Origin of the sequence: Streptomyces sp. NPDC001027, from assembly GCF_040299045.1 — a bacterium.
GTDB lineage: Bacteria > Actinomycetota > Actinomycetes > Streptomycetales > Streptomycetaceae > Streptomyces.
The window spans coordinates 62,044-75,063 of the sequence record NZ_JBEPBI010000007.1; the positions used below are offsets into that span (position 1 = coordinate 62,044).

At 72.5% G+C, this 13,020-nt stretch carries 12 protein-coding genes; 9 read left to right on the forward strand and 3 right to left on the reverse strand.

Annotation, left to right across the window (positions count from 1 at the left end):
- The first annotated feature begins 94 nt into the window (after nt 1-94).
- Both ABT300_RS04390 and ABT300_RS04395 read left to right on the forward strand, forming a co-directional pair.
- Entirely contained in the window at nt 95-1,249 is a 1,155-nt protein-coding gene (locus ABT300_RS04390; protein ID WP_351671943.1) for a glycosyltransferase family 4 protein, read from the forward strand.
- 247 nt (nt 1,250-1,496) lie between these two features.
- On the forward strand, nt 1,497-3,134 hold the full coding sequence (locus tag ABT300_RS04395) for a GMC oxidoreductase (protein WP_502977878.1): 1,638 nt from the start codon (nt 1,497-1,499) through the stop codon (nt 3,132-3,134).
- Between the two features lie 28 nt (nt 3,135-3,162).
- Here the strand turns inward: ABT300_RS04395 and ABT300_RS04400 are convergent, their stop codons facing one another.
- Nucleotides 3,163-4,959, reverse strand: a complete 1,797-nt coding sequence (locus ABT300_RS04400; RefSeq protein ID WP_351671946.1) for an AMP-dependent synthetase/ligase — start codon at nt 4,957-4,959, stop codon at nt 3,163-3,165.
- Nucleotides 4,960-5,323: 364 nt separating this feature from the next.
- On the opposite strand from ABT300_RS04400, the gene ABT300_RS04405 reads away from it, so the two are divergent.
- From ABT300_RS04405 to ABT300_RS04430, 6 genes are all read left to right on the forward strand, one after another.
- Nucleotides 5,324-6,079 (forward strand): metallophosphoesterase family protein, encoded by a 756-nt coding sequence (locus tag ABT300_RS04405; RefSeq protein WP_351672038.1) that lies wholly within the window; start codon nt 5,324-5,326, stop codon nt 6,077-6,079.
- Nucleotides 6,080-6,159: 80 nt separating this feature from the next.
- The gene (locus tag ABT300_RS04410) at nt 6,160-6,603 is read left to right on the forward strand and encodes an SRPBCC family protein (protein WP_319278855.1); all 444 of its coding nucleotides are present in this window, start codon (nt 6,160-6,162) and stop codon (nt 6,601-6,603) included.
- 126 nt (nt 6,604-6,729) lie between these two features.
- The gene (locus ABT300_RS04415) at nt 6,730-7,893 is read left to right on the forward strand and encodes an ArsA family ATPase (RefSeq protein ID WP_351671949.1); all 1,164 of its coding nucleotides are present in this window, start codon (nt 6,730-6,732) and stop codon (nt 7,891-7,893) included.
- Nucleotides 7,894-7,974: 81 nt separating this feature from the next.
- Nucleotides 7,975-8,490 carry a DUF5304 domain-containing protein gene (locus ABT300_RS04420; protein WP_351671952.1) on the forward strand — a complete coding sequence of 172 codons (516 nt, stop codon included), beginning with the start codon at nt 7,975-7,977 and terminating at the stop codon, nt 8,488-8,490.
- A gap of 66 nt (nt 8,491-8,556) precedes the next feature.
- Entirely contained in the window at nt 8,557-9,510 is a 954-nt protein-coding gene (locus ABT300_RS04425) for an ROK family glucokinase (RefSeq protein ID WP_351671955.1), read from the forward strand.
- 95 nt (nt 9,511-9,605) lie between these two features.
- Nucleotides 9,606-10,361 carry an endonuclease/exonuclease/phosphatase family protein gene (locus tag ABT300_RS04430; RefSeq protein ID WP_351671958.1) on the forward strand — a complete coding sequence of 252 codons (756 nt, stop codon included), beginning with the start codon at nt 9,606-9,608 and terminating at the stop codon, nt 10,359-10,361.
- A gap of 157 nt (nt 10,362-10,518) precedes the next feature.
- Here the strand turns inward: ABT300_RS04430 and ABT300_RS04435 are convergent, their stop codons facing one another.
- Both ABT300_RS04435 and ABT300_RS04440 read right to left on the reverse strand, forming a co-directional pair.
- Entirely contained in the window at nt 10,519-11,157 is a 639-nt protein-coding gene (locus tag ABT300_RS04435; RefSeq protein ID WP_351671961.1) for a hypothetical protein, read from the reverse strand.
- Complete coding sequence (locus ABT300_RS04440; protein ID WP_351671964.1) at nt 11,150-11,929, reverse strand: alpha/beta hydrolase; 780 nt, start codon at nt 11,927-11,929, stop codon at nt 11,150-11,152. The genes ABT300_RS04435 and ABT300_RS04440 overlap by 8 nt, the downstream gene beginning before the upstream one ends.
- A gap of 159 nt (nt 11,930-12,088) precedes the next feature.
- Between ABT300_RS04440 and ABT300_RS04445 the strand changes: the two genes are divergently transcribed.
- Entirely contained in the window at nt 12,089-12,985 is an 897-nt protein-coding gene (locus ABT300_RS04445) for a lysophospholipid acyltransferase family protein (protein WP_351671967.1), read from the forward strand.
- Nucleotides 12,986-13,020 lie beyond the last annotated feature (35 nt).

Genomic DNA, 13,020 nt, shown 5'->3' on the forward strand with positions numbered 1-13,020 from the left:
TCCGCTCGGCGGCCGTGAGCGCCATGATCCCCCCGCCGGCTGTGAAGCGCGGCCGGACGCGGCGGTGAACGGCGTTTGGATAAGGTCGGCTGCGATGCACAAGACCCTGATCGTGACGAACGACTTCCCGCCCCGCCCGGGCGGCATCCAGGCGTTCCTGCACAACATGGCGCTCCGCCTCGACCCCGACCGTCTCGTCGTCTACGCGTCCACCTGGAAACGCTCCCGCGAGGGCGTCGAGGCGACGGCGGCCTTCGACGCCGAGCAGCCCTTCACCGTCGTCCGGGACTCCACGACGATGCTGCTGCCGACGCCCGGGGCGACCCGGCGCGCCGCCGCTCTGCTGCGGGAGCACGGCTGCACCTCGGTGTGGTTCGGGGCGGCCGCGCCGCTCGGGCTGATGGCGCCGGCGCTGCGCCGGGCGGGCGCCGAGCGGCTGGTGGCCACCACGCACGGGCACGAGGCCGGATGGGCCCAGCTGCCCGCCGCCCGGCAGCTGCTCGGCCGGATCGGCGAGGCCACGGACACGATCACCTACCTGGGCGAGTACACCCGTTCGCGGATCGCCACGGCGCTGAGCGCCGAGGCGGCCGAACGAATGGCGCAGCTGCCGCCGGGCGTCGACGAGAAGACCTTCCACCCGGGCTCGGGCGGCGACGAGGTCCGCGCGCGGCTCGGGCTGACCGACCGGCCGGTGGTGGTGTGCGTCTCGCGGCTGGTGCCGCGCAAGGGCCAGGACACGCTGATCCTGGCCATGCCCCGGATCCTGGCCGCGCAGCCGGACGCCGTGCTGCTGATCGTCGGTGGCGGCCCGTACGAGAAGGACCTGCGCCGGCTCGCGCGCGAGACGGGAGTCGCGGGCTCGGTCCGCTTCACCGGCTCCGTGCCGTGGTCCGAGCTGCCCGCCCACTACGGCGCCGGGGACGTCTTCGCGATGCCGTGCCGGACGCGGCGGGGCGGCCTCGACGTCGAGGGCCTCGGGATCGTCTATCTGGAGGCCTCGGCGACCGGACTGCCCGTCGTCGCCGGCGACTCCGGGGGCGCGCCCGACGCGGTGCTCGACGGGGAGACGGGCTGGGTCGTGCGCGGCGGCTCGCCGGAGGAGGCCGCCGAACGGATCGTCGTCCTGCTCGGGGACGCCGAGCTGCGCCGCCGGATGGGGGAGCGCGGACGGCAGTGGGTGGAGGAGCGGTGGCGCTGGGACCTGCTGGCGGAGAAGCTGCGCACCCTCCTCGTCGAACCTTCGTAGGGCGCACCCTCCTCGTCGAACCGCCCCAGGGGGCCTCCGCGCTCCGCGAAGCTTCCCAGGGCGCGTCCGCGCTCGTCGAACCGGCCGTCCTCGGGCGGGTCCGCGAAGTCCCTCGCTGCGTCGCCGCTTTGCGGACCCGTCCCGGAGCGTTCCCTTCGGCCCGCGTCTGCTCGGTTTTTTCCGACCTGTCCCATCTTTGCCCTCCGCACCCCTAGCCGGACGGCGGAAATCCGCTGATGCTGCGCACATGACAGCCAAACTGATGCAGCGTCAGCTGACGAGACGTCAAATCCTTGGTATGGCCGCCCTGCAGACGGCGGCCACCCTCGGCTTCACCCGCGTGGGCCTGCAGTCGGCCCGCGCCGACGAGCCCGCGGCGGTCGAATCCGCCCCGGCGATCATCGTCGGCTCCGGTTACGGCGCCGCGGTCGCCGCCCTCCGTCTGGGCCAGGCGGGCATCCGCACCCTCGTCCTCGAGATGGGCCGGCTGTGGAACACGGCCGGCTCCGACGGCAAGGTGTTCTGCAACACCGCCTCCCCCGACCAGCGGTCCATGTGGTTCCGCACCCGCACCGAGGCGCCGCTCGCCACCTTCCTGTGGCTGGACCTCGTCAACAAGGACATCACCCGCTACCCCGGCGTCCTGGACCGCGTGCACTTCGACGCCATGTCCGTCTTCGTGGGCCGGGGGGTCGGCGGCGGCTCCCTGGTCAACGGCTCGATGGCGGTCACCCCGCCGCAGTCCTACTTCGCCGAACAGTTCCCCACCGTGGACGCGGCGGAGATGTACGCGACGTACTACCCGCGCGCCCGCGCCATGCTCGGCGTCAACAGCGTCGACCCCGCGTGGTTCGAGTCGACGGAGTGGTACCGGTTCAGCCGGGTCTCCCGCAAGCACGCCGCCAGGGCCGGACTGAAGACCACGTTCGTGCCGAGCGTCTACGACTTCGACTACATGCAGCGCGAGGCCGCGGGCGCCGCCGTCAGATCCGCGCTCGGCCAGGAGGTCATCTACGGAAACAACCACGGCAAGCGCAGCCTCGACAAGACGTATCTGGCGTCCGCGCTCGGCACCGGCAACGTCACGATCCACACCCTGGAGAAGGTCCGCGCGGTCAGCCGGGCGAACGACGGGACGTACGTCCTGACCGCCGACCGCATCGACGACACGGGCCGGGTCGTCGAGACCAAGCAGTACGGCTGCACCTACCTCTTCCTCGGCGCCGGCAGCCTCGGCACCAGCGAACTCCTCGTCCGCGCCCGGGAGACGGGCACGCTGCCCGCGCTGAACGCGAGCGTCGGGGCGGGCTGGGGAACCAACGGCAACGTGATGCTCGGCCGGGCCAACCACCTGTGGGACACCGTCGGGGCCAATCAGTCGACCATGCCGGTCATGGGCATCGACGACTGGGCGAACACCGACAACCCCGTCTTCGCCGAGATCGCCCCGCTGCCCACGGGGCTGGAACACTGGGTGAGCCTCTATCTCGCGATCACCAAGAACCCGCAGCGGGCCTCCTTCACGTACGACGCCGCGTCCGGCGGGGTGAAGCTCGGCTGGAGCGCCGCGCAGAGCGCGGTCTCGGTGGCCATGGCGAAGAAGCTGTTCGACCGGATCAACGCGGCGAACGCCACGATCTACCGCTACGACCTGTTCGGCACGTCCAACAAGGTCTTCGCCGACGACTTCACCTACCACCCGCTCGGCGGCTGCGTGCTGGGGAAGGCGACCGACGACTACGGCCGGGTGAAGGGCTATTCGAAGCTGTACGTCACCGACGGCTCACTGGTGCCCGGCAACATCGGGGTGAACCCGTTCGTCACCGTCACCGCACTCGCCGAACGCACGATGGCGCGGGTCCTCGTGGAGGACACCGCGCCATGACGCCCCATCAGGAGGTGTGCCCAGCAGGTCACTTGGCGTAGATCGCCTCGATCTCGCCCGCGTAGTCCTTCGCCACCACGTTGCGCTTGAGCTTCAGCGACGGCGTGAGATGGCCCGAGTCCTCCGTGAACTGGGAGGAGAGAATGCGGAACTTCCGCACCGATTCCGCTTTCGAGACCGCGGCGTTGCCGTCGTCGATCGCCGACTGGACGGCAGCCTGCAGGTCGGCGTCCTCGCGCAGCGACGCCGCGGTCGAGCCCGCCGGCTTGCCGTGATCGGAGGCCCAACGGCCCAGGAACTCCTCGTCGATGGTGACCAGCGCGCCCACGAACGGCCGCCCGTCGCCCACCACCATGCACTCCGCGACCAGCGCGTGCGCACGGATGCGGTCCTCGATCACGGCCGGCGCGACGTTCTTGCCGCCCGCGGTGACGATGATCTCCTTCTTGCGGCCGGTGATCGCGAGGTAGCCGTCCTCGTCCAGGGTGCCGATGTCACCCGTGTGGAACCAGCCGTCGGCCAGCGCCTCGGCGGTCGCGCCCGGGTTGTTCCAGTACTCCTTGAACAGGTGCTCGCCGTGCAGCAGCACCTCGCCGTCGTCCGCGATCCGCACGACCGAGCCGGGCAGCGGCTGGCCGACCGTGCCGATCTTCTGCCGGTCCCACGGGTTGAAGGCGGTCGCGGCGCAGGACTCCGTGAGGCCGTACCCCTCCAGGACGGTGAAGCCGATGCCGCGGAAGAAGTGACCGAGGCGCTCGCCCAGCGGGGCGCCGCCGGAGATCGCGTACTCGCCGCGGCCGCCGAGCACCGCACGCAGCTTGCTGTAGACCAGCTTGTCGAAGACCCTGTGCTTGATCTTCAGTTTCAGCGGCGGCCCGCCCGGCAGCTCCAGCGCCTTGCTGTACGCGATCGCGGTGTCCGCGGCCTTGTCGAAGATCGCGCCCTTGCCGTCCGCCTGCGCCTTGGCGCGCGCCGAGTTGTATACCTTCTCGAAGACCCGCGGCACGCCGAGGATCAGCGTCGGCCGGAAGGACGCCAGCTCGTCGGTGAGGTTCTTGATGTCCGGGACGGTGCCCAGCTTGATCGGCGCCATCATCGGGGCGATCTGCACCAGCCGGCCGAAGACGTGCGCGAGCGGCAGGAAGAGCAGGACGCTGCACTCGCCGGTGCGGAACAGCGGCCGCAGCCGCTCCACGACGTTCCCGCACTCGGCGAAGAAGCTGCGGTGGGTGAGCACACAGCCCTTGGGCCGGCCGGTCGTGCCGGAGGTGTAGACGATCGTCGCCGGGTCGTCGGCCCTGGCCTGCGAGCTGCGCTCCTCGACGACCTCGTCGGAGACGTCCCTGCCGAGCCGCCCGAGCTCCTCGACGCCGCCCGCCTCGATCTGCCAGACGTGCTTCAGCGCCGGCAGCGACTCGCGCACCGACTCCACGGCGGCCGCGTGGGCGTCCAGCTCGACGACGACGGCGGTGGCGCCCGAGTCGGAGAGGATCCACTGCACCTGCTCCGGGGAGCTGGTCTCGTACACCGGGACGGTGACCCCGCCCGCGCACCAGATCGCGAAGTCGAGCAGCGTCCACTCGTAGCGGGTGCGCGACATCAGACCGACCCGGTCGCCGGGCTGGACGCCGGAGGCGATGAGGCCCTTGGCGGCGGCGTGCACCTCGGCCAGGAAGGCCGTGGCCGTCACGTCCTGCCACACGCCGGCCGCCTTGCGGGCGATGACGGCGACGTCGGGATGCTGCGCGGCGTTTCTGCGGACGATGTCGGTCAGATTGCCGTCCGCAGGGACCTCGTACAAAGCCGGAAGGCTGAACTCGCGCAAGACTGCTGCTCCTCATAGGGCGCCGGCGCCACGACGTTGTGCGATGCGACGATGCGGTCCATGGCTCGGGCATGCGCTCAGATGTCTCGGCGGGATCTCCGTGGCCGGAATCCCGTGGTTGAAAACCTGAGCACGACTGGACTGCCCGGACGTTACCCGCCGGTATGGCCTCTTCGACAGGGGGGTCCCGCGAGATGTTCGCTGCGTCACACAGATTGGTGTCTTCCGGGCGACACTAGTCCACCACTTTACTGACTGGCCAGTAACCGCTATTCCGGCCGCCACTGTTCACGTGTGCCGCACACGCCTACCCTTGATCGACATGGCATCCACACCGCCCGGGAACCGCCGGACACGCATCCACGTGGTCAGCGACGTGCACGGCAACGCACGCGACCTGGCCCGGGCCGGAGAGGGCGCGGACGCGCTGATCTGTCTCGGCGACCTCGTCCTGTTCCTGGACTACGCGGACCACTCCCGCGGCATCTTCCCCGACCTGTTCGGCGTGGAGAACGCCGACCGTCTCGTCGAGCTGCGCACCGCCCGCCGCTTCGAGGAGGCCCGCGAACTCGGCGGCCGGCTGTGGGCCGGCGTCGGCGGCGACCGGGCCGCGCTGATCGAGAAGGCGGTCCGCAAACAGTACGGCGAGATGTTCCCGGCGTTCCCGACCCCGACCTACGCCACCTACGGCAACGTCGACATGCCGCAGCTGTGGCCCGAGTTCGCCGGATCCGGCACGACCGTCCTCGACGGGCAGCGGGCGGAGATCGGCGGCCGCGTCTTCGGCTTCGTCGGCGGCGGCCTGCGGACGCCGATGCGCACTCCCTACGAGATCAGCGACGAGGAGTACGCCGCCAAGATCGAGGCCGTCGGCGAGGTGGACGTGCTGTGCACCCACATCCCGCCGGAGGTGCCGGAACTCGTCTACGACACCGTCGCCCGCCGCTTCGAACGCGGCAGCCGCGCCCTGCTCGACGCGATCCGCCGCACCCGCCCCCGCTACTCCCTGTTCGGCCACGTCCACCAGCCGCTCGCCCGCCGGATGCGGATCGGGGCCACCGAGTGCGTGAACGTCGGCCACTTCGCGGGCAGCGGGAAGCCCTGGGCCCTGGAGTGGTGAACTCGCCCGGCGGACCGCGCGGTAGCCTTCACGCTGCACCCACGTACCTTTACGGGCCCGTATCCCAAGGAGCCACGGCGATGGCGGAACACACCAGCTCGAGCATCACGATCGAGGCGGCACCGGCTGACGTCATGGCGGTGATCGCCGACTTCGCCCGCTACCCCGACTGGACCGGAGAGGTGAAGCAGGCCGAGGTCCTCAAGGAGGACGGGCAGGGCCGCGCCGAACAGGTCCGCCTGGTCATGGACGCCGGCGCGATCAAGGACGACCAGGTCCTCGGCTACACCTGGACCGGCGAGCACGAGGTGTCCTGGACGCTGGTGAAGTCCCAGATGCTGCGCCAGCTCGACGGCTCCTACCTCCTCAAGCCGGCCGGCGCCGGCGGCACCCAGGTCACCTACCGGCTGACCGTGGACGTCAAGATCCCCATGCTGGGCATGATCAAGCGCAAGGCGGAGAAGGTCATCATCGACCGTGCGCTGGCGGGCCTGAAGAAGCGCGTGGAGTCGGGCGGGAAGTAGCCGGCTCCTCCTTCGGGCGCGTTCCCGCCGGCCTGTCCGGCGACGAGGACGAGACCCCCTGAAGGGCCGGGGCGAGGCTCTGGGGGCGCAGCCCCCGGAGCGCCGCGACAGGTACCGTTCCCCACCATGCGCACCCTCCTGATCACCGGCCCCGGCGGCAGCGGCCGTACGACGATCGCCGCCGCCACCGCACAGCACGCAGCCGCCGGAGGCGCCCGCACCCTCGTCCTCAGCGCCGACCGCTCCGACACCCTCGGCGCGGCGCTCGGGACGCGGACCGGGACGAGCCCCGTACGGGTCGCCCCCCGCCTCACCGCCTGGCGCCCCGACGCCGCCGCCGGCTTCCGCGACGACCTCACCGGCTTCCAGGACCGCGCCGCCACCCTCCTCGACCTGGTCGGCGCCTCCCGGCTCGACGCCGAGGAGGTCACCCCGCTGCCCGGCGCCGAGGAACTGACCCTGCTGCGCGCGCTGCGCGACGCCGCCCTCGCCGAGGCCCACGACCTCCTCGTCGTCGATCTGCCGCCCGCCCCGCAGGCACTCGCCCTGCTGGCCCTCCCGGAGGAGCTGCGCCGCTACCTGCGCCGGCTGCTCCCGCCGGAACGCCAGGCCGCCCGCGCCCTGCGCCCCATGCTCGGCCGGCTCGCCGGAGTGCCGATGCCCGCCGAGCAGCTCTACGAGACGACCGCCCGCTGGGACCTGGAACTGGCCGCCGTCGAGGCCGTCCTCGCCGACCGCCGCACCGCCGTCCGGCTGGTCGCCGAGCCCGGGCCCGCCGGCGTCGACGCCGTCCGCGACGCCCGCCTGGGTCTCGCCCTGCGCGGCCTGCCGGTGGAGGCGCTCGTCGCCAACCGCGTGCTGCCCGAGGAGGCGGCGCACACCGGACCGCTCACCGGGATCGCCGCCCAGCAGCACAAGGCCCTCGGCGAGTGGCCCGGCGCCGCGACGGTCGCCCACCTCGGCCACGACCCCCGCGGGGCCGAGGACCTCGCCGCGCTCGCCGTGCCCGCCGTCAACCCCGCGGCCTCCCCGGTCGAGTGGCCCGTCGTCGACCGGCTCGCCCAGGACGGCGTGCTCGTCTGGCGCATCCCGCTGCCCGGCGCCATACGCGAGGAACTCGACCTCGTCCGGCGCGGCGACGAACTCGTCGTCAGCGCCGGAGCGTTCCGCCGCATCGTCGCGCTGCCCTCCGTGCTGCGCCGCTGCGGGGTCGACGGCGCCGCCCTGCGCGACGGGGAGCTGTGCGTGCGGTTCGCCCCGGATCCCGGGCTGTGGCCGCGCGGACAGTGAACCGCATACCGCCGTTCGGGTAACGTCGGAGTGACGAGCCGCAGTCCGGCGCCGTCCACCAGGAGTCGTCAGGAGTCCGCCATGAGCGAAGAGCGCCCCACGCCCGACGCCGCAGGGCAGCCCGCCGGGACCGGGTCCGGCGACGTCCCGCCCCGCGCGAGCGACGCCGACGCCTGGGCGACCGCCGCCGCCGAGGACCTGGCGGCGGAGAAGGCCCGCCGCCGCGCCGAGTACGGCCCGCCCCAGGGCTCGGCCGCCGAGGAGCTGCGCAAGCTCCTCGACGCCGTCGGCGACAAGCTGTCCTCCCTCCAGTCCCCGCTGCTCACGGCGGTCGCCGGACCCGCCGCCCAGCAGGTCGTCCGCCAGGTCGTCCAGCAGGCCAAGGCCGCCGTGGAGCCCGTGATCGAGCGCAACCCGGACGTCTTCGACCACCTCGCGGCGGCCGGCGCCGAGCTGCTCGCCGCCTACCGCTCCGCGGTCCAGACCCAGGAGGGCCGCTGGACGGCCGGGGCGAACGACCCGCGGGACGAGCCGCCCGGCCCGGGGCGCGACGACGGCGACGGCACCGGTCCCGGCCAGCGCATCGACTTGGACTGAAGCCCTTCGACGGCAGGGCCTCGGGTACGGTTGACCGTAGCGGGGCTCGACCGAACTGAGGGATTCATGGGACTCACCATCGGCGTCGACATCGGCGGCACGAAGATCGCGGCCGGCGTGGTCGACGAGGAAGGCAACATCCTCTCGACCCACCAGGTGCCGACCCCGGGCACCCCCGAGGGCATCGTGGACGCCATCGCCGCCGCCGTCGACGGCGCGCGCGTGGGGCACGCCATCGTCGGTGTGGGCATCGGCGCGGCCGGTTATGTCAACCGCCAGCGGTCGACGGTCTACTTCGCGCCCAACATCGACTGGCGCCAGGAGCCGCTGAAGGACGAGGTCGAGGCCCGTGTGGGTCTCCCCGTAGTCGTGGAGAACGACGCCAACGCCGCCGCCTGGGGCGAGTACAGGTTCGGCGCCGGCAAGGGCCACCGCAACGTCATCTGCATCACCCTCGGCACCGGCCTCGGCGGCGGCATCATCATCGGCAACAAGCTGCGCCGGGGCCACTTCGGCGTGGCCGCCGAGTTCGGCCACATCCGGATGGTGCCGGACGGCCTGCTGTGCGGCTGCGGCTCGCAGGGCTGCTGGGAGCAGTACGCCTCCGGCCGCGCCCTCGTGCGCTACGCCAAGCAGCGCGCCAACGCCACCCCCGAGCGCGCCGAGGTGCTGCTCGGTCTCGGCGACGGCAGCCCCGACGGCATCGAGGGCAAGCACATCTCCATGGCCGCCCGCCAGGGCGATCCGGTCGCCGTGGACTCCTACCGCGAGCTCGCCCGCTGGGCCGGCGCGGGCCTCGCCGACCTCGCCTCGCTCTTCGACCCGTCCGCGTTCATCGTCGGCGGCGGTCTCTCGGACGAGGGAGACCTGGTCCTCGACCCGATCCGAAAGTCGTACAAGCGCTGGCTGGTCGGCGGCAACTGGCGGCCGGTGGCCGACGTCATCGCGGCGCAGCTCGGCAACAAGGCGGGGCTGGTCGGCGCGGCGGACCTGGCGAGGGAGCCCGACCCGATCATGTAGGCGTACGGCGCGTCTGCGTCCACACGGGGGCCTGCTCGCGCGGCCCCCGTTCGCTTTTCCGGACGTACGGGACGCGGCGGCGTATCTTGATCACCATGCCGACGACGTCGCCGCTTCCCAACTCCCGCACCGAGCCGGACGGTTCGGCCGTCATCCGGGTACTCAGCTACAACGTCCGCTCCCTGCGGGACGACACCGACGCCCTCGCCCGGGTCATCACGGCCTGCGCCCCCGACCTGGTGCTCGTCCAGGAAGCCCCGCTCTTCTTCCGCTGGCGCAAGAAGCTCGCCCGGCTCGCGGCCGCCTCCGGTCAGGTGATCCTCACCGGCGGCGGCACCGCGGCGGGCCCCGCCGTCCTGTGCTCACTGCGGGCGACCGTCGAACGCACCGAGGACGTGCTGCTGCCGCTCACCCCGGGGCAGTTCCGCCGGGGTCTGGCGACGGCCGTGGTCCGCTTCGCGGGCGCCCGCCTGGGCGTCGTCAGCTGCCATCTCGGGCTGACGGAGGCCGAGCGCCGTGAGCACGGCGGCCTGCTCCTCGACCGGCTGGCCGGTCTGGGCGTGGAGCACGCGATCGTGGGCGGCGACCTCAACGAACGGCCCGACGGGTACACCTTCGGCCGGCTGGCGGCAGCCCTCCAGGACTGCCGCACCGCGGCCCCCTGGGGCGCCGAGCACACCTTCCCGGCCACCGGACCGGACCGCCGCATCGACTCGATCTTCGCGACGAAGGCTGTGGAGGTGCTGGGCTGCGGGGTGCCGGTCGGACTGCCGGGCGTCACCGAGGCCGATCTGCGCGCGGCCACCGATCATCTGCCGGTGCTGGCCGCGCTCCGCGTGACCGCGGCCTGAACCCCCGTCCGCCTCGCCCCGGCAGGGCGGCCGCAGACCGTGAGCGGGCCTGCCCCGCAGGGCGGCCACGGACCCGCCCGTCGGTCCCCGCGGCCCACAACGATCCCCGCCGCCCGCCGCGGCCCGTGCCTCCTACGGCCGGACCGCCGGCCGTGGATCAGACGACCGCTCCCCGGCCCGGGTCGCCCTCGTCCTCGTCGTCCGTGCGCATCCGTGCCACCAGCGTGGCGAAGCCGCCGAGGAAGCCGCCGATGCCGATGGTCGCGAGCCACCACGTCATCTCCCAGCCCAGCAGCACCGCGAGCAGCAGCAGCACCGGACCGCCGAGCACGCCGAGCCAGGCGAACCTGGACGTGGTGTCGGCGGTGGGCAGCGGAGGCGGCTCCGGCGGGACGAAGTGGCCCTCGTCGTCCTCGTCGAAGTCCTCCTCGGCCGGTTCGGGCGTCGTGTAGTCGCGCGGGCCGACGCCGGGCGCGAACGCGACCGAACTGCCCAGTGGCTTGGCCGGTTTCTTCTCCTCGCCGGATTCCTTCGCGGGCTCCGCGCCGGTGTCCGCCCCGGCCTCCTCGTCGTTCGTCTCGACCTCGGGGAGCGCCAGGTCCTCGACCGACTTGAACGGCTTCGCACCCGGCGGGTCCGGGGGCTCATCGCCGTACCCCGCGACGATCGCCGCCCACGCGGCCGCCTCGTCGAAGGGCACGCTCTGCTCCTCCGGCTCGCGCCCCTCCCGGGCGTCCCGGCCGTCCCGCTCGTCCCGGTTCTCCCGGTCCTCGCGGTCGGAGTCGTGCTCAGCCACCTACGGCCGTCCCTTCCTTGCCGACACTGGGCGCGATCCGGCCGATGAACGCGTAGCTCTCCTCGAAGATCCGGTCCGCATCGTGGTCCAACGTTGCCACGTGGTAGCTCTGTTCCAGCAGGATCTCGGTCACGTCCGTCGACGACACCCGGCTGAGGACCCGTGCCGAGTCGGCCGGCGGCACCACATGGTCCTGCGTGCTGTGCAACAGCAGCAGCGGCTGGGTGACCTGCGGCAGCTCGCCGTCGACCAGGCGCAGGAAGACGCGCAGGGAGTGCGCCGAGTGCAGCGGCACCCGGTCGTACCCGCTCTCCGCGACGCCGCCCTTCGCGATGTCGCTCGTGATCCCCCTGGTCGTGCGGACGAGATGGCGGGCCACCGGGAGGGCGTACGCGGACAGGCCGTGCACCTTGTTCGCCGGATTGACGACGACGACGCCGGCCACGCCCTCCCCGTGCTTCGCGGCCAGCCGCAGCGCCAGCGCGCCGCCCATGGACAGACCGACCACGAACACCGTCGCGCAGCGCCGGCGCAGGGCGTGCAGCTCGCGGTCCACTTCCGCGTACCAGTCCTGCCAGCCGGTCAGCGCCATGTCCTCCCAGCGCGTGCCGTGGCCCGGCAGGAGCGGCAGCGAGACCGTCAGGCCCTGCTCGGCCAGGTACCGCGCCCACGGGCGCAGCGACTGCGGGGAACCGGTGAAGCCGTGACAGAGGAGCACTCCGACCTCCCCGCCCTCATGGCGGTACGGCTCGGCTCCAGGAAGGACCGGCACCTTCGGTCTCCTGTCTTCGTCTGTTCTGCATGGGAGGGACGTGTGCTTCACCGTACGCGACCCCACTGACACCGACCAGGGCCGTCGGAGCCATTGGCGCCGCCCCGGGTTATGGTCTGTGCGACACAAACAGGAGGCAGTCGGTTGTTGTACGGCGCGATGAAGGTCGCTATCGGGGGACCCCTACGGGTCGCCTTCAGGCCCTGGGTGGAAGGCCTGGAGAACATCCCCGCCGAGGGCGCCGCGATCCTGGCGAGCAACCACCTGTCGTTCTCCGACTCGTTCTTCCTGCCCGCGGTGCTCGACCGCAAGGTCACCTTCATCGCGAAGGCCGAGTACTTCACCACGCCCGGCGTGAAGGGCCGGCTGACGGCGGCCTTCTTCAAGGGCGTCGGCCAGCTCCCGGTGGACCGCTCCGGCGGGCGCGGCGCGGGTGAGGCCGCGGTCCGCAGCGGCATCGAGGTGCTGGAGCGCGGGGAGCTCTTCGGGATCTATCCCGAGGGCACCCGCTCGCCCGACGGCCGCCTCTACCGCGGCAAGCCGGGCGGCCTCGCGCGCGTGGCGCTCGCCGCCGGCGCGCCCGTGATCCCCGTCGCCATGATCGACACCGAGAAGATCCAGCCGCCCGGCAAGGTCCTGCCGAAGATCATGCGGCCCGGCATCCGCATCGGCGCCCCGCTGGACTTCAGCCGCTACCAGGGCATGGAGCACGACCGGTTCGTGCTGCGCGCCGTGACCGACGAGGTCATGTACGAGATCATGAAGCTCTCCGGCCAGGAGTACGTCGACATGTACGCGACCGCCGCCAAGCGGCAGATCGCGGAGGCGGCGAAGGCCGACAAGGAAGCCGAGAAGGCCGCGAAGGCGGCGCTCGCGCAGGCCGAGAAGGACCGGGCCGCGAAGGAGCGGGCGGAGAAGGACCGGGCCGAGGCGGCCCAGGCGGAGAAGGACCAGGCGGAGAAGGCCCGGGCGGAGAAGGCCCGGACCGAACCGGACGCGCAGCAGCCGGAGGCGCAGCAGTCGCCGGACGCGGAGAAGCGGGACGAAGAGCAGTAGGGCGAAGAGAGCCGTAGTCGGCGGCCCGGGGGCGG

Bases quoted from the DNA above. Each gene is read 5' to 3' on its own strand.
- ABT300_RS04390 (WP_351671943.1), top strand. From the start codon at position 95: ATGCACAAGACCCTGATCGTGACGAACGACTTCCCGCCCCGCCCGGGC.
- ABT300_RS04395 (WP_502977878.1), top strand. From the start codon at position 1,497: ATGACAGCCAAACTGATGCAGCGTCAGCTGACGAGACGTCAAATCCTT.
- ABT300_RS04410 (WP_319278855.1), top strand. From the start codon at position 6,160: ATGGCGGAACACACCAGCTCGAGCATCACGATCGAGGCGGCACCGGCT.
- ABT300_RS04415 (WP_351671949.1), top strand. From the start codon at position 6,730: ATGCGCACCCTCCTGATCACCGGCCCCGGCGGCAGCGGCCGTACGACG.
- ABT300_RS04420 (WP_351671952.1), top strand. From the start codon at position 7,975: ATGAGCGAAGAGCGCCCCACGCCCGACGCCGCAGGGCAGCCCGCCGGG.
- ABT300_RS04425 (WP_351671955.1), top strand. From the start codon at position 8,557: ATGGGACTCACCATCGGCGTCGACATCGGCGGCACGAAGATCGCGGCC.
- ABT300_RS04430 (WP_351671958.1), top strand. From the start codon at position 9,606: ATGCCGACGACGTCGCCGCTTCCCAACTCCCGCACCGAGCCGGACGGT.
- ABT300_RS04445 (WP_351671967.1), top strand. From the start codon at position 12,089: ATGAAGGTCGCTATCGGGGGACCCCTACGGGTCGCCTTCAGGCCCTGG.